The organism is Psychrobacter halotolerans, assembly GCF_039680845.1.
Classification (GTDB): domain Bacteria; phylum Pseudomonadota; class Gammaproteobacteria; order Pseudomonadales; family Moraxellaceae; genus Psychrobacter.
In genome coordinates, this window is sequence record NZ_JBDKWD010000006.1 from 104,224 (window position 1) to 129,964 (window position 25,741).

Consider the following 25,741-nt stretch of genomic DNA (forward strand, 5'->3'; position numbering starts at 1 on the left):
TGCTTTTAGTCCTATAACCAAAACCGTGAATGGATCAGGACACTGTCTGCTTAGACGCGCTTAGTTGATCAACCAACTGGTTAAAATGATCGCCGCGCTCAGCGTAGCCGCCATACTGATCGAAGCTTGCACAAGCAGGCGATAGCAGTACCGCTTGTACTTGCGATAGGCTACTTTTAGTCACTTGCTGGATGGTCGCAAAAGCATTTGCTAAGGTTTGGCACTGATGCAAAGCCACATCTTCGCTTATTTTTGCCGCACGCAAATGCTGCTCAATTTGCTTAGCGTCTTCACCAATCAACAGTACTTGACTCACATACTGATTGATAAAAGGCGTTAACTCACCAAACTGCTGGCCTTTGCCTTGTCCACCTAAAATCAATAAAAGCTTACCGTCTTTTGGCGCATAAACCTCGCCCAACCCTTCAATAGCCGCCATGGTCGAGCCAATATTGGTACCTTTTGAATCATTAAAGTAGTCAATATCATTCACTTTTGCCACATACTGGCAGCGATGCTCAAGTCCTGTGAACTGCTGTAAGGTTTGTACCATACTATCAAGTGGCAAACCTGCAAGCTCACCTAGCGCAAGTGCGGCTTGCGCATTGAGCAGATTATGACGACCTTTAATTAACAGTTTATCTGCCGACAGTAGCCTTTCTGTACCACGGGCAAGATGAATTTGACCCTCAGGATCAGTGATCAGACCATATTGATTTTTATCAGGGGCATGAATGCCTGTACTCACTCTGGGCAGATTGTCAGCAACCAGCGGTCGCGTCAAGGCGTCTTCTCGGTTGATGACCACCGATTTGGCCCCTTGAAAAATGCGATGTTTGGCTTGATGATAACCCAGCATGTCACCATGGCGGTCTAAATGATCAGGCGACATATTGAGAACCGTCGCAACCTGTGCGCCCAAGTTGGTCACGGTTTCTAGCTGAAAGCTGGACAACTCAAGCACGGCAAGCGCCATCTCATCATCATCTAATAACGTCAGTGCTGGCACGCCGATGTTGCCGCCAACCCCAACATTGATACCTGCATCAGCCGCCATTTGTCCCACCAATGTCGTGACCGTACTTTTAGCATTAGAGCCAGTAATAGCCACTATCGGTACTGTACAAGCCTCACAAAACAGCTGAATATCGCTGACCACTGGAATGTGGGCACGTCGAGCCGCCGCCACCGCCTCGGTTGTAAGCGAGATACCAGGGCTGATGATAATACGAGCCGCTCGCTGCAAAAGCTCTGCATCAATAGCGCCAAATTGACGAATCACAACCTCGGTTGGCAGTTGACTGGCCAAACTGGGTGCAGGCTGAGCATCGGTGACGGCGACCTGATAGCCTTGATTGGCCAGATAGCGCGCTACCGATAGCCCAGATTGTCCCAAACCAACCACGACTTGCAGCCCACTGCCCTTATGAAGTAAAACATCTGTTGCAGTATTGGCGGTCATATCTATTCCTTCTGTTGAACGGGCGGGTGGCATCAAACAACTTACTGTCTCATAAAGCGACATGATGCCGTTAAAATGAGAAACATCATAATGGTATCGCTCAGATTTCGGTACTGATTTTTTATGACTGTCTACTATGATGCGCCTGTTTTTATATTGAAAGGCTAATGCTATAATAGCGATCCTAATCTATATACGACTGGGTATTGATCCACCCATTTTAGTTTACCATGTTGTCACAGTTGACACGCTATTGTCATCTCCTTAGCCGCAATTTGTGTTGCAACCATGGTCTGTCAGGCTGTCGCTTTTATTGGACAGATTATTGATCACTCTCTACCGCAGCAAGTCATTGCTGACCGGCAAGTTACTATCGGCGTTCTTTCCAAACGCCTTATTTTCCACCATACTTTTAGACAATTTCTGAACAATCTCGCAGCATCTATCCTCGTATGACTGGTTGTTGAACGTATGTGTGATCACGATAAGTAAATCAGTAAGTCAATCGATATGCTTACTATGACTCTTTAATAATTCAACGCAGTAACATGACACAGCGCATGTTGCTGCAAAAGACACTAAACCACTATTTTATAGTGACGCGATCGTATTATTGATGAGTAACGATTACTTTTTTTGCCTCTAACTCTATACAGTTTACTTATGACATCTTTTATTGATAATTTACGTGACGAGTGGTTTTCCAACGTTCGCGGTGACGTTCTATCAGGTTTGGTTGTGGCACTGGCATTAATTCCTGAAGCCATTGCCTTTTCTATTATCGCTGGGGTTGATCCAAAAGTTGGCTTATACGCCTCCTTTTGTATCGCTGTGGTCATCAGCTTTGTCGGTGGTCGCCCCGGTATGATTTCGGCGGCAACGGGAGCGATGGCGCTGGTGATGGTCGATTTGGTGGCTGAGCATGGCTTGCAGTATTTGCTAGCTGCGACTTTATTATGCGGCGCGATTCAAATTGTGATGGGCATTTTAAAGCTTGGCAATTTGATGCGCTTTGTCTCTCGATCGGTAGTCATTGGCTTTGTCAATGCGCTGGCAATATTGATATTTGCCGCTCAGCTGCCAGAGCTGAATCCCATGACTGAGCGTGTCGGTATGACCGTTTATATCATGACGGCCGCCGGTTTGGCGATTATTTACTTGTTCCCGCTGATTCCCAAAATTGGTCGCGTGATTCCGTCCCCTCTGATCTGTATTGTGGGATTGACCGCTGTGGCGATGTATATGAATCTTGACATTCGTAATGTCGGTAGTATGGGAGAGTTGCCGGATTCGTTACCGATATTTTTGCTGCCTGATATTCCATTGAACCTAAATACGTTGTTTATCATTGCGCCTTACTCTATCGCGCTTGCCATCGTCGGTTTATTGGAATCAATGATGACCGCGACCATCGTTGATGAATTGACAGACACGCCAAGTGATAAAAACCGTGAGTGTCGTGGTCAAGGTATGGCCAACGTGGTATCAGGGTTTTTTGGTGGTATGGCGGGCTGTGCCATGATTGGTCAATCGATGATCAATGTTAAATCTGGTGGCCGAACGCGTCTGTCTACCTTGATGGCAGGGGTTGTACTGCTCATTATGGTGGTGTTCTTGAGCGAATGGGTTAGCCAAATTCCAATGGCAGCGCTGGTCGCGGTAATGATCATGGTGTCAATCGGGACGTTTAATTGGCAATCTATTCGTGAATTTAAAACGCATCCGCTATCCTTTAACATCGTCATGTTAGCGACTGTTTTGACCACCGTCATGACGCACAACTTGGCCTATGGCGTCGGTGTGGGTGTCCTACTCTCTGCGCTGGCTTTTGCCAATAAGATTGGTCAATTTTTAACCATATTTAGTGAATATGATGAAAGTAGCAACAGCCGCTACTACTACGTGCAAGGACAGGTCTTCTTTGCTTCTACCACCCAGTTTTTGGACAGTTTTGATACCAAAGAAGCGTTGGACAGCATTCAGATTGATGTCAGCCAAGCGCACTTTTGGGATATCAGCGCCGTCGATACCTTGGACAAGCTGGTCATGCGCTTGCAACGCGAAGGCATTGATGTCAAAGTGGTGGGACTCAACCATGCCAGCCGAACCTTGATTGATCGCTTCTCTGTGCACGATCGTCGAGATATTGGTTTGCTGGATTAAATCTAGATTACGTAAAGCTATGTCTGCCAACTGGGTGGACATGAGCGAATGATTCATAAATAAATCGTTGAATAAACAGCGGTATTGGTACATCAGACTAAGCATAAATATGATTGCCAACGTCTCGATCCAAGCCGCTGTCTTTTTATTATTGATATATGGGTTCTTATGAGTAATTTAAAACCAGATAGTGTGATTGCCTGCTTGGATTGCCCAGATCACGTACAAGCCGTGCTAGAAGCGAGCCTGTGGGCTTCTACTCGCTTACAAGCGCCTGTAGGATTGCTGCATTCTGTCCCGAATTTACAGCAAAAAGGAGCGGTGAATTATTCTGGCTGCCTAAACATCGATGATGAAAATACGTTGCTTGAACAATTTACCACCAAAGAGCATCTAAATAACTGCGAGCTAAAAGCGCAAGGTAAGCTATTGCTCCATCAAGCCACTACTTATTGCGAGCAGCAGCGTCAAAAAACTAAGACTTATACCCTACACCGGCATGAAAACCTCAGCCAAAGTATTGACTATGTTGATAACAAGGCGCAATTGATTATCATTGGTCACAATGTCACTTGTAAGTCCACTCTGAGTCAGCTGATTAGAGTCAGTCATTGCCCCATTTTGGTGACTCATGCACCATTTTTGCCCCCTACGACTGCTTTATTTGCCTTCGATAATAGTCCAACTTCTCATAAGTTGCTCAATTGGCTGTGCAAAACGGCGCTCGTTCGAGCATTAACCATTCATATCGTCATGGTCGGTAAAGAAAATTCTGAAAACTGCGATGCGCTGCGTGAAGCTTATGCACGGCTTAGACAAGCCGGTATTAAGTCTAAAAAAGCCTTACTCGACTGCCGCGACGTTACCGCTGCGTTAAATTACTATCAAACTGAAAACAACATCGGGCTTTTGATGACAGGGGCTTTTGGTCAATCTCGTCTGCGCGAATTGTTAAAAGGCAGCGATACCAAAAAACTGCTGTCCAGCACCAAAACGCCTTATCTACTTCTACCAAAGGCCTACGCTTAGCTTAAGCCAAGCCTTGCTATCGGCTTTATTCATTTAAATACAAACACCTAGCAGAGCCCTGACGTTGCATTGACCTCATGTGCATAGCACTTCATGCGCTGGTGTGTTTGCTTGTCTGATATTTCTCTATCTACTCTTATTTTATTGCCACCCAATCACAGTTTGTCAAACTAGGTTAGCAAATCATCACATGAAATAAGGGGATAGCTTCCCCAAGCACCTAAAAAGTTGGTTATAATAAAGTTTTCGTTGGTTCACGCCAAAGGGTCATTGTCATTAGTTATGCGTCAATAAAAGCGTTTGCTATAACAGCATAGCCTGTATTTTTTGCCCCAATTTTCGTTATTGTTGCGCCGATAAGTCCGATTCTACCTTTCCCCCTTGAGTAAATTGGCACGGTTCTTGAATGACTAATAGTAAGGCAACGATACGATGCATCACTATGCCTCTATCACCTGGGCATCACACAAATAAGGAATTTTTTATGAAGCTAATCACTGCGATCTTAAAACCGTTTAAGCTCGATGATGTACGTGAAGCGCTTTCTGACATCGGTGTAAAAGGTGTCACTGTTACTGAAGTCAAAGGTTTCGGTCGCCAAAAAGGTCATACAGAACTTTATCGTGGCGCAGAATACGTGGTGGATTTTTTACCTAAAGTAAAAGTTGAAGTGGCAGTGATCGATGAGATGGTCGAGCCTGCTATTGAAGCCATCACTCGCATTGCTAGCACAGGCAAAATTGGTGACGGCAAAATCTTCGTTACCGCGCTTGAGCAAGTGATTCGTATTCGTACGGGCGAAACTGGCCCTGACGCTATCTAAAGCGCAAGGCAACCGATAGACACAGAATAACCGTCATACCGATAGCTATATTGCATCAATTCAAGGGGGAATTAATATGCAAAATCAAATCTTTGAGCTCCAGTACGCACTCGACACCTTTTATTTTTTGATGTGTGGGGCGCTTGTCATGTGGATGGCAGCGGGCTTCACTATGTTAGAAGCCGGTCTTGTTCGTTCAAAAAACACCGTTGAGATTTTAACCAAAAACGTCGCACTCTTCGCAACCGCCTGTACCATGTACATGATATGCGGCTACGCCATTATGTATGGTGGCGATTTGTTTTTGAGTGGTATTTCAGGTGGTGCAACCGTTGTAGAAGACGCATTAGCAGCCTCAGCTGAAAACGGCTTTGGCGGAGATTCTGTCTATTCTGCAGCGTCTGACTTTTTCTTCCAAGTGGTGTTCGTTGCGACCTGTATGTCTATCGTATCAGGGGCTGTTGCTGAGCGTATGAAACTGTGGTCGTTTCTCGTATTTGCCGTTATTATGACCGGGCTGATTTATCCACTAGAAGGCAGCTGGACTTGGGGTGGCAATGATGTTCTTGGCCTATATAATCTTGGTGATTTGGGCTTCTCTGATTTTGCAGGTTCAGGTATCGTACATATGGCAGGAGCTGCTGCGGCTTTGGCAGGCGTATTACTGCTAGGCGCACGTAAAGGTAAATACGGCTCAAATGGTGAGATACGTGCCATTCCAGGTGCCAACTTGCCACTTGCTGCTCTTGGTACGCTTATCTTATGGATGGGCTGGTTCGGTTTCAATGGTGGTTCGGTATTAAAGCTGGGTGATATCGCAAGCGCGAACTCAGTAGCCATCGTCTTTTTGAATACCAATGCAGCTGCGGCTGGTGGTGCGATTGGGGCGTTATTATTGGCACGTGTGATCTTTGGCAAAGCGGATTTGACCATGCTCTTAAATGGTGCACTTGCAGGATTGGTTGCTATTACTGCTGAACCGTCTACACCTTCTGCCCTACAAGCCACGCTCTTTGGTCTCATCGCTGGTGTCATCGTCGTACTGTCGATTTTGGCCTTGGACAAAATAAAAGTAGATGACCCAGTTGGCGCCATCTCGGTTCACGGTGTGGTCGGTCTATTCGGATTACTGATCGTCCCAATCACTAACCCAGCATCAACCTTTATCGGTCAGATTGCGGGTGCTGCTACTATTTTCGTTTGGGTATTCGTGGCCAGCTTGATTGTTTGGGCAATTATCAAAGTCGTTATTGGTTTACGTATCTCTGAAGAAGATGAATATGAAGGTGGAGATATTGCAGAGTGTGGTATGGAAGCATACCCAGAGTTTGTAAGATAAATGTGTGAGCGCTTTGCTCACCCTCTCTTTAACCTTACCATCTGTTTAAACCTTCCGTCTTAATAAGCACCTATTAAAAATCCCGCCAAACCTTTTGAGTTTGCGGGATTTTTTTATAACAGTTTGTTTTGTTAAAAATACATTATCGGCTTATTTCTTTTTCCACTGCTGACTGCGTGAGAATGGACCGATGTAGCCTTTAATGTTAAGCGTACTACCACTTAAGCTGGCAGTCATACGATAGTCTTTGGCTTTTTCAGGATCTGTAATCGTACCACCACTATATTTGCCACCACCATCAGATTTCAAACCTTTGATAATGGTTTTACCAACGTGTTTTTTGCCTTTGGCAGTATTGGTATCAATCAACGTTCCGGTTAATACACCGTTAGATTCAGTGATTTTTACAGTCCCTTTTGGCTTACCTTCATCATAGGTCTGCCAAGTCGTATTCGCTAATGGATCAGCGGCGAATGCCATACTTGCTACACCAATACCAGCAATCGCTAACGTGGTTTTTGTAAATAATTTCATAGATTGACTCCCTTCATACAATGATTACCCGAAACATTATGTTTCTGATGTTCTATGCTTATCCTTGCTAGAATCTTTTACTTCAAGTATCACGATCTTACTTATGCTATAGCCCGTTATCATCGTGAGTGCTTATAAGCTTTTAAAGAATCAAGCGACATAAGCGATGTCTTGATTCATTATAAGCAATTTTTAGCGTTTGCCTAGTAATTTTTTTGCACTTTAACCTTTCTAGAAAACAAAAGCATATCAAAGACTTACAGAAAGGGATTGTCAATATCCTTACCCGATTGGTCATCTTTTTCTTTTGACTTGGTGACAGAGTTACTATAAAGACTATTGGTTTCAAATGCTTGTACAATGCGGGTTGTCAGCTGCTGTAGCTGCTGAGCTTGCTGATATCCTGCCGCGTCCAACGTCAGCTCGATATCACCATACATAATAATTTTGTCTTGTTGATTTTCAATGACAAGCTCGCCTATCTGCATGCTTTGATGATTGTTTGCAAAGGGTTCAATCATGAGGTCATCCTTTTATTGATGGTTTATTACTGACTCATAGCCTCTAACCGCATTTTAAAACAGTACGCTATTGGCTTTATACTTATTGACCAAATTTTTACGCTTTTAGTTGCGCCAATATCCATTCGATAATTGCCCAAACCAATAGCATCCAGTCAGGCTCTTCTACTGGTGTCTCGGAAGTTTCTGAGTGCTCGCCTGCCTTTAATGGTAACTCGAATGCTTGCGCCTTGGTTTCGCTATCGAGCACCGGTAACACATCGATACCAATTCTGTCAGCCAACTCATCCACGCTGATAATGTCTATCCGCTCAGATTCGTCATTGGGCGCATAATAAACCCCCGCTTGATTGATCGCTGGAATATAAACGGCTTTGAAAAAATGACTGGGTACGAGTACGCGATTCGCCAATTGCTTGGTTTTTTTGTCTGTGAATGCGACACCTGTCACGGTATAAACCTCACCGTATTGCTGAGCCAAGTAGCGAGTGGCTGATTCAATATTACGCCAAATATAACGATTATTACGCGGTGATTGCGGGGCAATATTGGCCAAACTAAAGCTGTCGTACTGCTGGCTGCGCGTTGCCATGTCCCCATTGGGCGATAGATGTCCGCGATCATAACCGGAGCCTGAATAGTCAGATAATGAGGCGCGCATGGACTTTGGCAATTTGCTTTCTTCATGAAAGCTGTCTTCGCGGTCTATCTGTTTGGCTTGTTGTAGACGTGTGCGATCTAGGTATTCTGCCGACCACATCGGCGTACGCGACACGCCGGAGTACATCACCGCAAAACCATCCATGCACAGCGCTTGCGTCTTGTTCTTTAATTTATTATTGATGAATTCGGGGTAAATGCCACCGTAAAAGGAATGACTACACTGGCTAAAGTCATTGGCCTGCGTTGAGGTTATGGCGGCTATTGGGACTAGCACAGCCGTCACTGCCACGAGAAGGTTGCGTTTAAAACTATATGGGAGCTTACCAAGACTGATCATGTCAACTGTCAACCATCTATGCCTATTGCTGCGTGTATGCGTGTCATTACGTAGATGCTATCCTAGCAGGCGTCTGCCAATAAAGAAAGATAAGGCGTAAGTCGTGACATTTTAAATGCTATCGGCTATACTAGGCCAGTCCAAAATCAGGGCCGTCTAAAAAATGGTGAAGTGGGTGAGTGGCTGAAACCGCACGCCTGGAAAGTGTGTATACGTTAATCGCGTATCGAGGGTTCGAATCCCTCCTTCACCGCCAATCTTATCAGTTCTAACAATACTTCCTAGTTTTCCCACCTTATCCTACCCTCTACTAAACGCCCTTTGAACCCTTTATCAATAACGCGTCTAGCGTTTTTTTTATGTCTACTGTTTTCCCGATCTATCCGAACATAACCCACCTATCCCGTGGCTTGTGTTGGTCAGTTATTCATATACAACGTAGTTAGACCAATATAATGGTCTTAACGTTTTATATAGCTTCGTCTCACGCATTCAAATAAAGCTCTGCCATCCCATCAAGTCTCGCTTTTACCTCTTTCCAGTTTGGCATCACTTGGGTTAACAAGCGCCAAAAGTGCTCGCTATGATTATGCTTGGCGATATGACACAGCTCACGTAGTATCACGTAATCAATGCATTCTTTGGGCGCTTTGAACAAATGCAGATTGAGGATTAAGTTGCCTTTGGCTGAGCAGCTGCCCCATTGCTTTTTCATCGTCCTTAATTTAAAGGAAGGAGTTCCCGTTACACATACTGCTTTGGGTAGCATGGTTTTGAGCCGTTTATTGAAGATTGACTTAGCTTTATTTTGATACCATTTATCAATAAGGCTTTTCACGAGAGCCGCACTTTCTTTAAAATCTATCACCTTGATTGATTTGGCTGGTGGTAACAGTAGTGCTGGCGGACATTGATGATTCCTAAATACTTTGGGAAATTGCGAATAATTATAATGAAGTAATGATAGCAGGGTCTACGATGAATATCTTAAAATGACAATCATTTAATTATGCGATTCTTTCAAAGTAGTGTAACATTTGTTTATTAATATTCCGAGAAGAAGAAATGAAGACTTTATCATTATTGATAGTGGTAGGCTTAAGCTTGAGCGCTTGTACAACAGCAATAAATACAGGAATAACGAGTAATAATAGCAATCAAACCGTGACTGACTTTCCCGTTGAGACTGCAATGGTTAACATATATACAAAAGCACGTAGCGAAAGGCTTTCTGCTGTTGTCTATAGTCTAAAAATGGGGGCGGAGTTTACAGTTACGCCCAAAGGGACAGGCGTATTTAATGATGAGCAAGTACAAAGTGCCGAAGTAGTCATGCTTAGTAAAGTCGAAGGACAAATCGTTGATAAATCAGTAGGTGTGAATTATTTTACTTTAAACCCATTGGTTTTTCATGGCTTTACCAAAGACTCAGGCGAGTATTCCATAACCACTCAAATTGAGACTATTCCTAAAATCGTGAGTGTGGGCGATTCAAGTACGTATCTTATAGAAAACGTCTATTCAGACAGCAGTAAAAGTCAGCAAGTGGAAAAATTCACTCAAGCATGGTCGTTAACACAAGCGACTAGAGATACTGCTTGGCTTCGTATTACAAGCTCAGAGAACCTGTTAGTTGGTAGTGAGCCTGATGGCACGGTCGACCAATATTATAGAATTAATAATAAAGGTGATCTATTGAACAGTAAGTTGCGTATTACTTACCCAGTACAAGATGTCATTGGAAGGTTAACTTATATGAGTGAGTAAGGACGTCAATTCGAAACTGTGTAAAAATATCGACGCTAAGTTGAATAAACTTATAAGAGTCATTATTGAAACGCAGAATGATGAAGGAATAATATTCTTTATTAAACAATTTTTAATGAAAGAACAAACCTACTGACTACTTAGCCAATAAATAACTTTAACCAACAAAAATACTTTTTAATGATAGCGCCCTGTGTGTTATCAAAACTATCCGCAAAGCTTATTACCAGAAGCACTGAAGGATGAGAATCCATTCAATATTCTAAGACTGGTCAACGGTGAAATGACCCGACGTAAAATTTAACGTAGATATGATTTAACTTAAAAAAAGGGACCATTGATTGGTCTCTTTTTTTGGCTTATTAAATTTCTATCTTTCAAACTTTCTCATTTTACTGAATTCACATATCTTTAGTACCCAGCATAGTCAATAACAAGATTATCGGTTGACCTTTATTTATCACTCTGTTAACTTTTAAGATGATACATAACGTATCGTTTTTAAAAATGCTATGGACGGCGTTTTTTACTCTGCCCTTTCACGACATCATCAACGATGACGGTGTCAGTCAATTTAGTTCATGCCAAGGATAGCTATGATGAACGAACATTCAATAAACCTGCTTTTACCATTCAAAGTGACTCCAGCACAATCAAGCTCAAAAGTACCAATCTTTTTTAGCATCTAGTCATCATATATTTGTAACGCCTGTTTTCTTAGATAAAGAAAATAGGTTGAGTCGCATCTGTTATTAAAAACATCATTTGCTTCACAAAACATATTCAACAGCCTATTTTTTCCATGGAAGGAAATTAAAATTATGAGTATTTTGGCTATTTTGTTGTCTTTGTCACTTTTGATATATTTTGCTTATAGAGGGGTTAGCGTATTAGTGTTAGCCCCTGTACTTGCTATTTTAGCCGTCGTTTTAAGTGGCGAAAGCAGCCAAACCATGGGAATGTATACGGAAGTTTTTATGCAAGGCTTAGGCGGCTTTGCGATTAAATATTTCCCACTATTTATATTGGGCGCTATTTTTGGCACGCTAATGGAAGATTCTGGTTATGCCTATAGCATCGCTCATAATATAGTTGAAAAGTTGGGCGACAAACATGCTTTGCTAGCCGTTGTACTGGCCTGTTGTATTCTCACTTATGGGGGTATATCCGCCTTTGTTGTGACTTTTGCCATATATCCTATTGCCGCCGCTTTATTTAAGCAGACAAACATCCCTAAAAGGTTGATACCCGGCGCGATTTGTATTGGTGCCCTAACTCTAACCATGACCGCATTACCCGGCTCGCCCGCCATTCACAATGTCATACCCATGCCTTATTTTGAGACCGATGCCTTTGCCGCTCCTAGGCTAGGTATTATTGCAGCCATCATCATGCTTGGTGGCGGTATGCTATGGATGCACCGCCAATCAAAGCTTGCCAGCGCTAATAATGAAGGCTACGGCAATCATACGTTGAATGAAAAAGCGCCTCACTCAGGCATAGACATACCCAATTTTTGGCTGGCGCTGCTACCGATTTTCATCGTTATTGTCGGTAACTATGCATTTTCAAAATTGATCATACCTATGTGGAATAACAGCTATTTGGCCGATGAGCAATTTGGCGGAATAGCCTTAAGTTCCGTCATCGGTATTTGGGCAATTATTTTATCGTTGTTTTTGGCTTGTATTTTTGTGATTGCTTTAAATTTTAAAAGAATCAACAGTGTGACAGACAGCTTGAACAAAGGCGCGATGGGTTCTTTACTGCCCATTTTCAATACGGCTTCAGAGGTCGGTTATGGCTCTGTGATTGCGACACTGGCAGGGTTTGCGGTGATCAAACAATACCTGATGGGCATTTCACCGGGCAACCCGCTTATATCAGAAGCCATCATGGTGAACGTTTTAGCGGGTGTGACGGGATCGGCTTCTGGTGGTTTGGGCATCGCCTTAGAGATTATGGGCGAAAACTATATGCAGTTGGCGCAGCAGTACAATATCGACCCCGAACTGATGCACCGTATCGCCTCTCTTGCCTCAGGCGGTCTGGACTCCCTACCTCATAATGGCGCCATCATAACCATGCTCACTATTTGCGGCTTAACGCATCGAGAGTCATATAAAGATATATTTGTCGTTGCTGTGGTCATTCCTATCATTGCGCTCATACTCGTTATCATATTGGGCAGTATGTTCGGCTCTTTTTAGAGCGGGTTAGTAAAGAGAAAGCGGTAAAAACCTTTTATTAATGACGCATTTTTCACAGGTATCGTCTTGCCTAGGAATAAGACAGTGCTGGCAGGTATACATGATTCCTTATCCTTAACGCGCTGAAAAATTGCTGGTTGTTATAGTGATGTAATGATACTAGGGTCTATGATGAATGGCAGATGTCAATACACCAAAATTCGATTATAGTGGATATTGATCATATTCGTTTAAACAAACTGAGGAATCAAATCATGAAAACACTTGGCATAACAACGTTGGGATTGTGTGTGGTGGCTGGACTGGGCTTGAGCGCATGTGCGACAGGGATGAACGGCGGGACAACGGGCAATACCCAAAACAATGTGGTGACGCAATATCCCATTGAAGCGGCCATGCTCAATATTTATACCAAAGCACGCAGTGAGAAATTGATGGCCCTCGTTGGTAATCAAAGTGCCTCAGCAGAAATTAAAGTCACACCCAAAGGCCGCATGACGTTCAACAACAAAGTCGTGCAAGGTGCTGAGATCAACACCATTAATAAAGTGAATAATCAAATCACCAATCAATCGGTGGCTATCAACTACTTTACTCTAAACCCTTTGGTATTCCACGGCTTTACAGACAGCTCAGGCAAGTATGCTGTCTTAAATCAGACGACAACCATTCCTAAGACGGCAAGCATTGGTGACTCTAGTAAATTAATCACGGAAACGGTATATGCTGACAGTAGCATGCGCAAAAAAATCGCAACGTATAACCAAGACTGGTCTTTGACGCGCGATACCAATAACACCGCGTGGTTCTGTATCGAAACCTCAGGCAATCTGCTGCTCAACACTGACCCCCAAGGCACATCGATGGAATGTTACAAGATAAATGCCCGAGGCGATATATTAGATAGCAAGGTGACGATCAACCAGCCTACTAATAATGGCACAAACACGGTAACGTTTACTCGATAAACCCCGTGTAACGTCGATCCTTTCATTACTATTGATAAAATCGCCCCATGGTTGATTGAACCACGTGGCCTTTCACTAAACTTTCAGATAGAAGGGTTTATAGCGAAACAAAAAACACTTGTTAGTGTCATTACATCTTCACTAAAATGGGGTTAGCATGGCGATATATGAGCCATTAAATTGATCATGAGTAAGCTGTGTTTACAATGAGAATAGGAGCTGAATATGAGTAATGACAGAAAAACGTTACAAGACTATAGACATCTGGTGGCCAGTAGAGATATCAGCGTACACTTGTCGCAAGATCAACAAGCGATGATCTTAAAAACTTATGATTATGGATTAAACGCCATGACTGATATTGATGAGATGCTCCTAAGCTCGGTCATTCGCCAATTAAAAACGGCTATCCAGTCAGAACCGTAAGTGGGCTCTGAACCATACATTCAAAATCCCTTTAATTATCACTAGACATAAAAAACCTCCAGCCACTGTTGCGTGTGGTTGGAGGTTTTTTCATGTCTGGATATCAGTGATTAATCATCATCAACGTCGCTTGCCTGATTACGCGTAATGTTACCAGTTGCGCTATCGACAACAACTTTATGAATTTGATTGCCTTTACCGATTTCAATTTTATAAACGGGCTTACCAAAATCCATATCGTACTCAGCTTCAAGTACCGTGCCTTTTACGGTTTGATTTGCGTTTTTTATGGCTTGAGACAAGCTCACTTTTGCGTCTCTAATGGTGCCATATTCTGCCAAATCGTCTTTATCTAGACGTTCTGTTTCATCTTTGGTGACCTTACCTGTATTGGCATTGACCGTTACTTCTTGTTCCATATTATTGGTAATGATCTTGAGCTCGTAGTTTCCATTTGCTGTGTTGTCGTCTTGATCGTACTCTGCGCTAATGACATCGCCTTTTACTGATTTTGTGGCGATTGCCAACGCTTGCTCTAAGCTGATTTTACTTTGTGTGGCTGCCGCTACCTCATTCAGTGGGGCGCTCGATGTAGCTGCTTGGCTAACTGTCACAGAAGCCACACTCAGACTTGTAACACTAAGTGCCACTAAAAGCGATTTTCTCAACGGTGTTGTTTTTTTCATAGTCATTTTTTTCATAAAAGTCTCCTACAATGCATTAATTATTTTAAACGCAGTTATGGTTTAACCATGTATTGGTTTAAGCAAAGTCATAAATGATGACTCGCTTAATGAATCAATAATGAATTAATATTGACTTTTATGATGGCATAGAGTCAGTTGTGATGTCTAAGTGGTTTATGCTGGCAAAGCGTAACTGATGCATGGATTATCGTCTTGAATATTACAGATTTTTATTAAGAAAGATAAAGATGACTCGGTTTCGTAAGATTGTTTGAAATAACTGGCTGAACCAACTGCAGTCGCGATAAATTAAATCATAATATTAGACAATCAAAGATATCTATTTGACAATTTACGCTTGTGCTCTATAAAAATTTCTTCTAAATCGATATCGTATTTATTGGCAATGACAACTACATTGCCTAGGACATCTCCTAACTCTCCTATCAAATTATTTTTATTTTCAATGTATGAACCAGCTTTTTCATCTGGACGATCTCGTCCTATCTCAAGCGCTCTTATTGCTCTAGCAACTTCTCCTGTTTCTTCTGATAAAAAGCCAATACGAACAAAAATATCTAAATCCGACCAACCTCTTAATTGATAATATTCAGCGATCCATTTTTGAAATTCTGTTGCTTCCATTTTATACTCCTCTTAACTCATAAAATTACTACTAAAGTCCTCTATAAGCAAATTGGCTAATAGATTCGGATATTAGAACCTTTTAAACCATAAATCTTAGGGGGATTTCGGATTCTCTCAGATTCCTATGTTATTAACGGGCTATTTGCACTTTGGAAATTTTTGTCCAACCGATGCTCAGGCCGTTTTTTGTAATACATAAACCACAAATTTTGCTTCAGTGTTAAACGCTTCTTTTTCAACAGCGTCTAATAGCGCTTGTCTTTTCTCATTTTTGGCGCGGTAAGCGTATGGCGTCATGGTCATTAAATCCGCCAAATCACTGGCTGACAAGGTTATCTCGGTATTAACACGGCACGTATTAATCAACGTAAAATAAGGCGACAGCTCTTGCAAAAACTTATCAGAATCGTGCTCGCGCACGTCATCGAACAATGCCTCGCGCATCGATGCCAAATGTCCGGCATCGGGTTTGGCAATGATTAAATAGCCATCGTCGGTTAATACGTCCGCAAAGGCTTTGGGCAAGATAGGACTAAAAATACTGCTGATACCCGTCATACTATGAGCGCGTAACGGCAAATGTGCCGCGCTCGTGACCAATGGATAAATGGCAGTTTTGCTAGCAGGCGTGGCTGTCTCTTGCTGATACCAAAGCCTACCAGTAGCTTTGCTTACTTTGGCCAATTCTACCAATGCAGGTTTGCTTATATCAGCTGCGATCAAAGTACCAATAATATCTGATCCCATTTGCACCATGGCCTGCGTGTAATACCCTTCACCGCAGCCAATATCTAGCCAATTAATAGGGTCATGCATTTGTCCAGCTATTGTTTTAGTTTGAGTCAATAACTGCTGCATTTGCTGAACAATCAAACTTTGCAATGGTTTATAGTGCCCAGCATTCAAAAACCGTTTCCGCGCCTCAATAGACGCTTGACTGTCACCTGGCGCTTTAGATTTCTTTTGCTGCACTGGCAACAGATTGACATAACCTTGGCGCGCCACATCAAAAGGATGAGACGTTTGCTTCGGATTTTGGCTACCATCACAGCGCCACGTATCGGGTGCAGGGTGCATGGTTGATTGACAAAGAGGACAGATAAATAGGGACACAAGCATCTCAAATGGTAGCAATATGGTTGGCATTTTAACAAAATTCATGCGGCCTAAGGAATAAAAGCAAAGATAAAAAAAGCCGCCTCACATATTTGAGACGGCTTTTACCTTAACAAGGAGGCTTCGATAAATTCATCTTAGTAGAACATAATGATCGTATGCGCTACTTTTTTTGGCTTGATTATTTTTGGCTTGATTATATTAATCCATTTTTAATATCGTTTTTAGCTTAACGCAGTTTGAGCGTCATTAAGCCAAGGATGACCAATATAATGGCAATGATCCAAAATCGTGCCACCACCTGGGTTTCTTTCCAGCCAATTTCCTCAAAGTGATGATGTAGTGGTGCCATACGAAAGACACGTTTTTTGCGCAGCTTATAAGACCCTACTTGCAGCATGACTGACAAGGCTTCAGCGACAAACAAACCGCCCATAATGGCAAAAGCAATCTCTTGCCGCGTCATCACGGCAATCGTACCCAGCATCGCCCCCAGTGCCAGCGCGCCAACGTCGCCCATAAATACTTGCGCTGGATGGGCATTGAACCATAAGAAACCCAATCCTGCCCCAATCATCGCTCCGCAGACAATAAGAACCTCAGAGTTATAAGCAATATAAGGCACATGCAGATAATCAGCAAAACGCACATCGCCCGATACATAGGCCATGGCACCCAAACCAGCGGCAACCAGTACCACTGGCAAAATCGCCAAGCCATCCAAGCCGTCCGTTAAATTGACCGCATTGGACGCCCCATTAATCACAAAATACGTAAAAATAATAAAACCAATGCCAAAAGGCACCGCCGAGAATGGAATCATCCAATCTTTAAAGATAGGTAATAACAAATCCTGCATCTCACGTGTGGTATTGAGATCAGGCTGTAGCGTGGCGATATAATACAAAGACACACCGACAAACAACGCCCCTATGGACAACCAAAAATACTTTTTGCGAGCGATTAAACCTTTAGGGTCTTTATATTTGATTTTGAGCCAATCATCCGCCCAGCCCACCGCGCCAAAAATAATCATCACCACGAGCAAAATCCATACATAGGGATTGTTCAAACGTGCCCACAACAAGGTAGATATACCAATGGCGCTCAGAATCAACACCCCGCCCATGGTCGGCGTGCCCGTTTTGACCAAATGTGATTGCGGGCCATCATCACGAATGGCCTGACCATATTTGAGCGAGCGTAGATGCTTAATGACACGGCCGCCAAAAACCATACTGAAGACAAGCGCGGTAATAACCGCAAGCAATGCGCGTAGCGTCAACGAAGAAACCGCAGAAAACGGCGTATAATACTGACCAAGCCAGCCAAACAACCAAACTAACACCGCCTACTCCTCGACTAGCGCATTGATAAGGGTTTCCATTTTCATGGAACGAGAGCCTTTGAATAATACCGTACAAGGCTGAGCTTGCTGAGCTTGTAGATACGGCTGTAAATACTTGAACAAACGCTCTTTATCCGTGAACGCCTGCGCATTAATATTCGAAATCTCTTGCGCCCCAGCGACGGTATAAGTCGCATACTCACCCACACAAAGCAGCACATCGATACCCGTAGTGGCGATGGTACGTCCCAAGCTCTGATGTTCGCTCACTGCCGCATCGCCGAGCTCACCAATATCGCCCAATACCATGATCTGTATGCCCGTTTGCGCGGCCAATACTTTTGCCGCCGCGCGTACCGAATGTGGATTGGCATTATAAGTATCATCAATCAAACGATGCATACCCAGTAGCTGACTATTCAAGCGACCTTTGGCAGGGCGCGAGTTTTCAAGCCCAATAACGATGTCTTTAGCGTCAATATTTAACGCATGGGCGCAAGCGGCCGCCGCTAGAGCATTATTGACATTGTGCTCGCCTGCGAGCGGCAAACTGATGTCGTGCACTTGATTGCCGATGTGCAGTTTGAATTCACTGCGCTCAGGCTCTACGTCTAAGTGGCTGGCACTCACATCAGTATTACCAAAACCGATGACATTTGGCGTGTATTTTTCGGCGATACGGCGTAGCTGATTGGTAAAATCGTCTTTGTCAGGAACAATGGCAAACTGAGTATCGCTCAGCGTATGGTAAATCTCCGCCTTGGTCTGGCAAATGCCTTCGCGGCTACCAAACTCCCCTAAATGGGCGGTGCCAATGTTTAAGATACACGCCACATCAGGCTGAACAATCTCAGTGGTATAGGCAATCTCGCCAATATGATTGGCACCCAACTCTAAAATGGCATAACGATGATGATCGGACAACTCAAGCAGCATCATGGGTACACCCAGATCATTGTTTAGGTTGCCACGGGTAATCAATGTCGGTGCTAAGCGCCCAAAGATACTACCAAGCATCTCTTTACAAGTGGTCTTACCACTGGAGCCTGTGATGGCAATCACCGTCAGATCCTTGTGCTGCTGACGGCGATAAGCGGCCAGTAGTCCAAGCGCCAAACGGGTGTCACTCACCACCAGCTGCGGAATGCTGGTAGAAATAGGCCGAGAGACGATAGCCGCAACGGCCCCTTTCGATGCAGCCATATTGATGTAATGATGACCATCAAAATTGTCACCACTTAACGCCAAAAAGATATCACCCGTTTTTATGGTACGCGTATCAGTGGCAATGCGGTTACTGATGACAGCACTGTTTGCTGGCTCAGATTGCCCTGCGCTCACTGGCTCGTCAGGTCGTTGCCAATGTCCATCAAGTGACTGTGTGGCTGCAAGCAAATTGTCTGCCTGCCACACATACAGCCCTTGTGACTGGATGGTATTATCGTTATCGGCTGTCATAGTGATTACCTTATATGATGATGACTTGTTTCTTATATTTGGATGGATTAGGGTATGTTGTCAAACAAACTAAAAATCGATTATCGTTATTGAATGACCACCGCTATTGTTTATAATCGTCCCGCCTGCTTAAGCGCATTTTGCAAAATGACACTGTCATCAAAATCATAGCGCACCTTGTTGATCTCTTGATAGGTCTCATGACCTTTACCGGCGATCACCACAATATCATCGGCTGCCGCTTGGCTAACGGCATACTCAATGGCGCTTTGGCGCGCAGGCTCAATGTGCGTTCGCTGATATTGCTCGGCACTCATTCCCGCTTGCATGTCTTGCAAAATCGTATTGGGGTCTTCGGTACGCGGATTGTCCGACGTGAGTATGACTTGATCCGCCCCTACCAAACCTGCTTGTGCCATTAATGGGCGTTTGCCTGCGTCACGGTCACCGCCGCAGCCAAACACTGCCCACAACTGACCGTCGCAATGGGTTTTAAGGCTGGCCAAAACTTGTTGTAAGGCATCAGGCGTGTGCGCATAATCCACAATAAAGCAGCCATCATGAGAGGGCACGCGCTGCATACGTCCAACAGCGCCTTGTAACTGCGGAACAACAGCAGCCATCCGCTCAATAGCTCTGTCTACATCTGTGCCAAGAGCCACTGTCGCTGCAAGCGCCGCCAGCAAATTGGCCACGTTAAAGCGCCCCAATAGTGGGCTGATGATACTTATATTATCAATCTTTTGCTCGGTATGATCAGAAGCCTCATTGATAAGAACACTGTCTCGGTCTTTAACAACGTCTCGGTCTTTAACATCTTCTTTGTCTTTAAAACTGTTTCTGTCTTTAACAACGTCTCCAGCATTACTATCATTAAAATCACAACGCAGTGCAATGTTGACACCCTGTAAACTCGGGTAAATATCAGCGGCCACAAAAGTAGCAGGCTTAGAGGGGTCTAAACTGTAAGTCCATACGGTCAAATCACTGGCATGTGCCATATCGAGCATCGTCTGGGCATATTCATCATCAAGATTGATAATGGCATGGGTCAACTCTGGAAAATGGGCTTTATCAAAGAGCTTAGCCTTGGCAGCGGCATACTCTACCATATCGGCATGATAGTCCAAATGGTCACGGCTCAAGTTGGTATAAATCGCGACCGACACGGGCATACCTTGCAAACGCTGCTGATCGAGACCATGCGAGCTTGCTTCTAATGCCAGCAGCTCTGCGCCCTCGCTGCCCATTTGATATAAGAATTGCTGGACGGCTAACGCATCACCTGTCGTGTGGCTGGCTTGAACCAATTCGCCAAGCTTACCATTGCCCGCTGTTCCCATTACGGCACTGCTCATGCCTGTCAATTGCGTCAATTGTGCCACCAACTGGCTGATGGTGGTTTTGCCATTGGTACCTGTCACTGCCACGACGGTTGGCAAGATCACTGGCTGCTGATATTGCAGACGCACTTGTACCAAATTGCCCAAAAAGTCGCGGATATTGGGAACGTATAAAACAGGACAAGGCAAGGCGGCGAGCTGCTGCTCTGCGACCGCTTGTGGCTGATTTTCTGTCAAAGCAATATGGGTATGCGGAGGCACATGGGCGCTCGTAAGCAAAGCGACAGGATCGACTTCTGACAAAATAAACGCAGCCTGTTTAGCGGCTTGCAACAGATAGTCACGGCTTTTTTGACAGTTTGACGTTTGGCTTTTTAATAAGATAAACACATCACCTGCCGCTAGCTTGCGGCTGTCTAAACAAAACTGGTGAAATGGAATGTTAGCGATTGCGTCTTTTTGATTGGGCAGGTTTTGTACAGATGAGGTTTTGGAAGTTTCTGTCATCGCTATGAGTGCTTGATGCAAACGGTTTTTATAACTACCAATGTGGCTACTATTGGCATCCATCAATTGCTGCAAAGTGACAGTAGCATTGGCATGGCTTAGCGATGAGGTCGACATGGTCATTGGCAAATCCTAAACGGTTAAAACAAATCAAAGAGTGAGTGGCTAAACCTAAATAACGACATACTTAAAAACCTGCTATTACTGCCTACTGAGCTTCGGTCTTTAATGGCTTGTCCAAAGGCACGTTATATAAACGCAGTGCCTCTTTCATAACATTATGAAAAACAGGTGCCACGGTTAGACCTGCATAAAACTGACCACGTGGGTCTTCGATGAGCATCACACCGACCAATCTTGGATTGGACGCAGGCGCTATACCAGCAAAGACGTTACGGTACTGGTCAGAGTAGTAACCGCCCTCTGGATTAATACGGCGTGATGTCCCTGTTTTACCTGCGACGCGGTAACCATCGATAGCCGCCGCTTTCGCCGTACCACCATCTGCGGTGACACTTTCTAGCATTTGGACGATAGACATTGCCTCATCATGAGCCATGATGCGTTTGCTTGGCTGCTTATCGCCTTTGATCAGAGTTAATGGATGTATGACGCCGCCTGCTGCCAACGCTGAATAAGCTTGCGCCACCTGAGCCAACGTCACTTGTAAACCATAACCATAACTGACGGTTGCGCGTCTTGCCGTCTCTTTCTCTTTTGGCGTGACGATCATACCGCTACCTTCCCCTGGGAACTGTAGCGGGGTTTTTTTACCAAAGCCAAACTGTCTTTGCATGTTACTAATGGCGTCAGGTGGTAACGATAGTGCAATCTTGGTAGAGGCCACGTTACTGGATTTCTGTAACAATGTTGCCAAGTTAATCACGCCCAAATTGTTATGATCACGAATGGTATAACCACGAACGCGAATAGAGCCAGGATTAGTGTCAATCAAAGAGGTCGGCGTATATTTTCCTGAATCTAAAGCAGTGGCCACGGTAAATGGCTTCATCACCGAACCTGGTTCAAACACATCAAGCAGCGCTCGGTTGCGCTGGTTTTCACCCGTCATCTCATTCAGATTATTGGAGTTAAATGACGGCCATGTTGATAAAGCCAGCACCTCGCCCGTTTGTACATCGACGATCATACCAGTAGACCAGCGCGCTTTTTGCAGACGCCCCGCCTTTTCCAGCTCTTTATAAAGCAAATACTGCAAACGCGAATCAATGGTCAATGCCACATCTTTGCCCGCCACTTCAGGCTCAACCTGCTTGATTTCTTTGAGGCTGTTTTGTTTGGCATCTTTTAATACCAATACTTTACCATCTGAGCCTGCCAGCTCAGTTTCGTGTTGACGTTCAATGCCTGCACGCCCTTCATAACCGCCTTCAGGATCTTTTGAGTTTTGACCCATAAATCCTAAAAGCTGAGCGTTTGGCTGCGGCTGCGGATAGTAACGCTGAAAGAAGTTTTTCTCATAAACTCCCGGAAAATCAAGCGAGCTGACGCTTTGAGCAATCTCTGGTGTCACTTTATTTAATAAGGGCAAATAATGCGAGCCTGCTCCCTTTGGTAGCGCCGCCTTGACCGCTTCTTCGTCTGTGACATCGACGCTAGGATCAATGGCGGTTACTTTTTTGAGCTCATCAACCGAAACATTGGCCGCGACTGCCAACTGCGTTAAATCCATATTGTCCAAGCGCTTTTGCATACGCGCGACCAGCTGCGGGCTATCTGGGTTGGTGAGGATAATACGCTTAAGCTCATAGTACTCGCGGGCGTAATCATGCGGGCTAAAGGTGACGGTCGCCAAAGGCGCACTAATGGCCAATGGCAAATTATTGCGATCCGTAATCATACCGCGATAAGATTTTTGCGTACGCACGCTAGTGATCAGCTCATTGCCTTTGTCTTGATAAAACTGAGCATTGGCGACTTGTAGATAGTAAGCACGGGAGATGAGCAGACCCAAGATGACCAAAGAGATGACCCAAATCAGGCGAAAGCGGTTTTTGTCTTGCTCAAAGCCGCCGCGAGAAGACGCCCCAGACGCTTTACCCAAAAACCCTCTTTTGCTTTTTGCGTTTTTGACACTGGTATAGGCACCCGCCTCATCATTCTTTTTTAGGCGCTCAAACAGCTTGGCTTTGCGATTATTGGTGGATTTGGGATCGGCTTTACTATTGGTTTGTCCTGATTTGGCGGCACTTGCCCGCCTTAGAGGCTTGGTCACTTTACCAGCAGCAGGCTTTTTTGGCGTGTTTTTTGCGGTAGACTTACCACCATTGGATTTTTTATCGCTCATTGTCCTGCCTCCGTTAGGCCGGCATCGCTTGGAGCAGACTCATTCATTGCAGCAGATTCGGCTTCAACAGGTTCGTTTTCAGGAGATACCGTAGGCGGGACATTGCTGGCTCTTTCTGTACCGATCATATCTGAATCGTTGGCCGCGACAGCAGTCGAGCCATTAGAGTCTGGCGCGACAGGTACGGCGGCGCCTGCTACCCCAGGTTGGATAATCAGCTTGTCTTCGAGTGTGGGCGAAAACATACCCAGATCAGCAACAGCGCGGCTGGCAATTTGCGGGGTTGCACTAAATGTCTGCTGCTCAATAAGCAAGCGCTGATGTTCAATTTGTAGTTTGCGCTCTTGTTTTTTCATGTCTTGCAAGGCTTTATAATCCTGATGATATTGTTGAACGCCTTCAGCAGTTTTGATCCCGCTCCAAATAATGGCCGCTGCTAGTAGCAATAATACGACCACATAAATACTGACCACATTAAATCGGCGCACAAATAATTCGCCAACATCGGCATTCGGGGACATTGCGGTACGATGGTTTGCAGGTTTGTCAGATATTGCCATGACGATCTCAAAAAGTGAACGTTAAAATATAAAAAGCGACAACGGTTTGTGGGTCATAAAACCCTCATAAGCCATACGCACCATCAATCAATAAAACCAATTAAAAAAGTAATTGCCGAGCCTAGCAGATAATGTTTACAGCTTTTTAACAGCCGCGTAATCATTGAAATATTTGGTCGTACCAAGTCTATAAAAAACCAACTTTCTATTACTGTCGCTGCTACTGCTGTACTTAATCCACAGACAAGTTACTGTCCCGCATCCGGTAAATATTCGCTATCAGTCCGCGTTGCCATGCGCAGCCACGCACTACGAGCGCGCGGATTTTGCTTGGTCTCAGCACTACTTGGGCCGACGCGTTTGGGTTTGCTAAAGTAACGCGGACGTTTGGGCGGCATCGGCAAATTCTCATCTTCTGGATATTGCCCTTTACTGTGACGCTGCAAGAACTGCTTGATACGGCGATCTTCTAACGAATGAAAGCTAATCACCGCCAGCTGTCCACCCGATTTCAAAATTGGAATACTTTGTTCTAAAAAATCATCAACGTCGCCCAGCTCATTGTTGATAAAAATACGCATGGCCTGAAAGCTTTGTGTCGCTGGATGCTTACCGCGCTGCCAATTGGGATGCGCCACTTTAATTACTTCTGCCAGCTCAAGCGTCGAATCATAGCTGTCCATCTGTTTGATGGCGCGCGCAATGCGGCGACTGTGACGTTCTTCGCCAAACTCATATAATACATTGGCCAAGGTTTCATCATCAACGCGCTCAAGCCATTCAGCAACCGACTGACCACGGCTGGTGTCCATACGCATATCCACTGCGCCATCACGCATAAAGCTAAAACCACGACTGCCATCATCGATTTGCGGTGAGGAGATCCCCAAATCCGCCATCAATCCATCAACTTGCGTGATACCAAGCCCCGCCAGACTACTCGTCAACGTCGCAAAACTGTCATGTACCACATGCACGCGGCTGTCCGTGCTAGCCAGCGCTTTGGCAACACCAATGGCGGTCGGGTCTTTATCAAAGACAATCAGCTGCGCATCATCGGCAAGCTGACTCAATAACAAGCGGCTGTGACCACCGCGCCCGAAAGTTGCATCCACATAGATGCCGCTGGCCTGTAAGCTGTTTTGAGCAGCGGCGCCCTCTTTTGTGGTTGGTAAGGATTTGACGCCCAGTACTGCCGCAACGGTTTCTGGTAAGAGTACCGCATCGTGAACAAACTCTGGCGTATCAGACGTAACAGAGTCTATCGCTGACGCCGAGTCAGTGTGAGCAGCATCATTTTCGTCAGAAAGTGAAGACAGGTTGGCGTTAGTATTTGACTTAGAATTAGATAGGGACACAAACAACTCAGTAGATGACGGCCGTATTGGCCAGTAATAGTAAAAAATCAGATGAAAATAAACAAGTTATGGCTCGCTTATCGTTATTATCGCAAGGATACACAGCGAGTCAAGCTCTAGACAGGCTTTTCATTAAAAATAACCCGTCTGTCTGTTATACTAAGGCG

At 44.5% G+C, this 25,741-nt stretch carries 22 protein-coding genes and 1 tRNA gene; 9 read left to right on the top strand and 14 right to left on the bottom strand.

Translation table 11 applies throughout. The features are described 5' to 3' along the window. Positions 1–34: 34 nt before the first annotated feature. On the bottom strand, positions 35–1,462 hold the full coding sequence (gene murD, locus AAJP47_RS11625; RefSeq protein ID WP_346718085.1) for a UDP-N-acetylmuramoyl-L-alanine--D-glutamate ligase: 1,428 nt from the start codon (positions 1,460–1,462) through the stop codon (positions 35–37). Positions 1,463–2,125: 663 nt separating this feature from the next. Here murD and AAJP47_RS11630 point away from each other — a divergent pair. The 4 genes from AAJP47_RS11630 (at position 2,126) to AAJP47_RS11645 (ending at position 6,816) form a co-directional block, all read left to right on the top strand. Continuing rightward, positions 2,126–3,625 (top strand): SulP family inorganic anion transporter, encoded by a 1,500-nt coding sequence (locus AAJP47_RS11630; protein ID WP_346718086.1) that lies wholly within the window; start codon positions 2,126–2,128, stop codon positions 3,623–3,625. A 168-nt stretch (positions 3,626–3,793) separates the two neighbouring features. After that, positions 3,794–4,654, top strand: coding sequence for a universal stress protein (locus AAJP47_RS11635; protein ID WP_346718087.1), 861 nt, complete (start codon positions 3,794–3,796; stop codon positions 4,652–4,654). 484 nt (positions 4,655–5,138) lie between these two features. Further along, entirely contained in the window at positions 5,139–5,477 is a 339-nt protein-coding gene (locus AAJP47_RS11640; protein ID WP_010197981.1) for a P-II family nitrogen regulator, read from the top strand. 76 nt (positions 5,478–5,553) lie between these two features. Then, the gene (locus AAJP47_RS11645) at positions 5,554–6,816 is read left to right on the top strand and encodes an ammonium transporter (protein ID WP_346718088.1); all 1,263 of its coding nucleotides are present in this window, start codon (positions 5,554–5,556) and stop codon (positions 6,814–6,816) included. 150 nt (positions 6,817–6,966) lie between these two features. Here the strand turns inward: AAJP47_RS11645 and AAJP47_RS11650 are convergent, their stop codons facing one another. From AAJP47_RS11650 to AAJP47_RS11660, 3 genes are all read right to left on the bottom strand, one after another. Next, positions 6,967–7,350: a DUF2147 domain-containing protein gene (locus tag AAJP47_RS11650; RefSeq protein ID WP_346718089.1), complete on the bottom strand. Its 384-nt coding sequence runs from the start codon at positions 7,348–7,350 to the stop codon at positions 6,967–6,969. A gap of 257 nt (positions 7,351–7,607) precedes the next feature. Then, complete coding sequence (locus AAJP47_RS11655; RefSeq protein WP_346718090.1) at positions 7,608–7,871, bottom strand: hypothetical protein; 264 nt, start codon at positions 7,869–7,871, stop codon at positions 7,608–7,610. Positions 7,872–7,968: 97 nt separating this feature from the next. Continuing rightward, entirely contained in the window at positions 7,969–8,883 is a 915-nt protein-coding gene (locus AAJP47_RS11660; protein ID WP_346718091.1) for a DNA/RNA non-specific endonuclease, read from the bottom strand. Between the two features lie 153 nt (positions 8,884–9,036). On the opposite strand from AAJP47_RS11660, the gene AAJP47_RS11665 reads away from it, so the two are divergent. After that, a tRNA-Ser gene (locus AAJP47_RS11665) sits at positions 9,037–9,127 on the top strand. Between the two features lie 228 nt (positions 9,128–9,355). Here AAJP47_RS11665 and AAJP47_RS11670 read toward each other — a convergent pair. Continuing rightward, positions 9,356–9,739 carry a M48 family metallopeptidase gene (locus AAJP47_RS11670; RefSeq protein WP_346718092.1) on the bottom strand — a complete coding sequence of 128 codons (384 nt, stop codon included), beginning with the start codon at positions 9,737–9,739 and terminating at the stop codon, positions 9,356–9,358. Between the two features lie 197 nt (positions 9,740–9,936). On the opposite strand from AAJP47_RS11670, the gene AAJP47_RS11675 reads away from it, so the two are divergent. The 4 genes from AAJP47_RS11675 to AAJP47_RS11695 all read left to right on the top strand — a co-directional run bounded on the left by AAJP47_RS11675 (position 9,937) and on the right by AAJP47_RS11695 (position 14,242). Then, positions 9,937–10,638, top strand: coding sequence for a hypothetical protein (locus AAJP47_RS11675; protein ID WP_346718093.1), 702 nt, complete (start codon positions 9,937–9,939; stop codon positions 10,636–10,638). A gap of 818 nt (positions 10,639–11,456) precedes the next feature. Beyond that, complete coding sequence (locus tag AAJP47_RS11685) at positions 11,457–12,848, top strand: GntP family permease (protein ID WP_346718161.1); 1,392 nt, start codon at positions 11,457–11,459, stop codon at positions 12,846–12,848. Between the two features lie 254 nt (positions 12,849–13,102). Beyond that, positions 13,103–13,816: a hypothetical protein gene (locus tag AAJP47_RS11690; protein WP_346718094.1), complete on the top strand. Its 714-nt coding sequence runs from the start codon at positions 13,103–13,105 to the stop codon at positions 13,814–13,816. A gap of 225 nt (positions 13,817–14,041) precedes the next feature. Next, positions 14,042–14,242, top strand: coding sequence for a hypothetical protein (locus AAJP47_RS11695; RefSeq protein ID WP_346718095.1), 201 nt, complete (start codon positions 14,042–14,044; stop codon positions 14,240–14,242). Between the two features lie 110 nt (positions 14,243–14,352). Here AAJP47_RS11695 and AAJP47_RS11700 read toward each other — a convergent pair whose 3' ends face one another. The 9 genes from AAJP47_RS11700 to rsmH all read right to left on the bottom strand — a co-directional run bounded on the left by AAJP47_RS11700 (position 14,353) and on the right by rsmH (position 25,481). Then, a complete protein-coding gene (locus tag AAJP47_RS11700) occupies positions 14,353–14,943 on the bottom strand; it encodes a PepSY domain-containing protein (RefSeq protein ID WP_346718096.1) in 591 nt (196 codons plus the stop codon). Between the two features lie 315 nt (positions 14,944–15,258). Next, the gene (locus tag AAJP47_RS11705) at positions 15,259–15,573 is read right to left on the bottom strand and encodes a MazG nucleotide pyrophosphohydrolase domain-containing protein (protein WP_346718097.1); all 315 of its coding nucleotides are present in this window, start codon (positions 15,571–15,573) and stop codon (positions 15,259–15,261) included. Between the two features lie 177 nt (positions 15,574–15,750). Next, positions 15,751–16,737: a putative RNA methyltransferase gene (locus tag AAJP47_RS11710; protein ID WP_346718098.1), complete on the bottom strand. Its 987-nt coding sequence runs from the start codon at positions 16,735–16,737 to the stop codon at positions 15,751–15,753. Between the two features lie 184 nt (positions 16,738–16,921). Continuing rightward, complete coding sequence (gene mraY, locus AAJP47_RS11715) at positions 16,922–18,040, bottom strand: phospho-N-acetylmuramoyl-pentapeptide-transferase (protein WP_346718099.1); 1,119 nt, start codon at positions 18,038–18,040, stop codon at positions 16,922–16,924. A gap of 3 nt (positions 18,041–18,043) precedes the next feature. Then, entirely contained in the window at positions 18,044–19,498 is a 1,455-nt protein-coding gene (locus AAJP47_RS11720; RefSeq protein ID WP_346718100.1) for a UDP-N-acetylmuramoyl-tripeptide--D-alanyl-D-alanine ligase, read from the bottom strand. Positions 19,499–19,608: 110 nt separating this feature from the next. Further along, positions 19,609–21,471 (bottom strand): Mur ligase family protein, encoded by a 1,863-nt coding sequence (locus AAJP47_RS11725; RefSeq protein ID WP_346718101.1) that lies wholly within the window; start codon positions 21,469–21,471, stop codon positions 19,609–19,611. An 85-nt stretch (positions 21,472–21,556) separates the two neighbouring features. Next, positions 21,557–23,656 (bottom strand): peptidoglycan D,D-transpeptidase FtsI family protein, encoded by a 2,100-nt coding sequence (locus AAJP47_RS11730; RefSeq protein ID WP_346718102.1) that lies wholly within the window; start codon positions 23,654–23,656, stop codon positions 21,557–21,559. Beyond that, positions 23,653–24,216: a cell division protein FtsL gene (gene ftsL / locus AAJP47_RS11735; RefSeq protein WP_346718103.1), complete on the bottom strand. Its 564-nt coding sequence runs from the start codon at positions 24,214–24,216 to the stop codon at positions 23,653–23,655. Before ftsL ends, AAJP47_RS11730 begins: the two co-directional genes overlap by 4 nt. Positions 24,217–24,464: 248 nt before the next feature. After that, positions 24,465–25,481, bottom strand: a complete 1,017-nt coding sequence (gene rsmH, locus AAJP47_RS11740) for a 16S rRNA (cytosine(1402)-N(4))-methyltransferase RsmH (protein WP_346718162.1) — start codon at positions 25,479–25,481, stop codon at positions 24,465–24,467. Positions 25,482–25,741 lie beyond the last annotated feature (260 nt).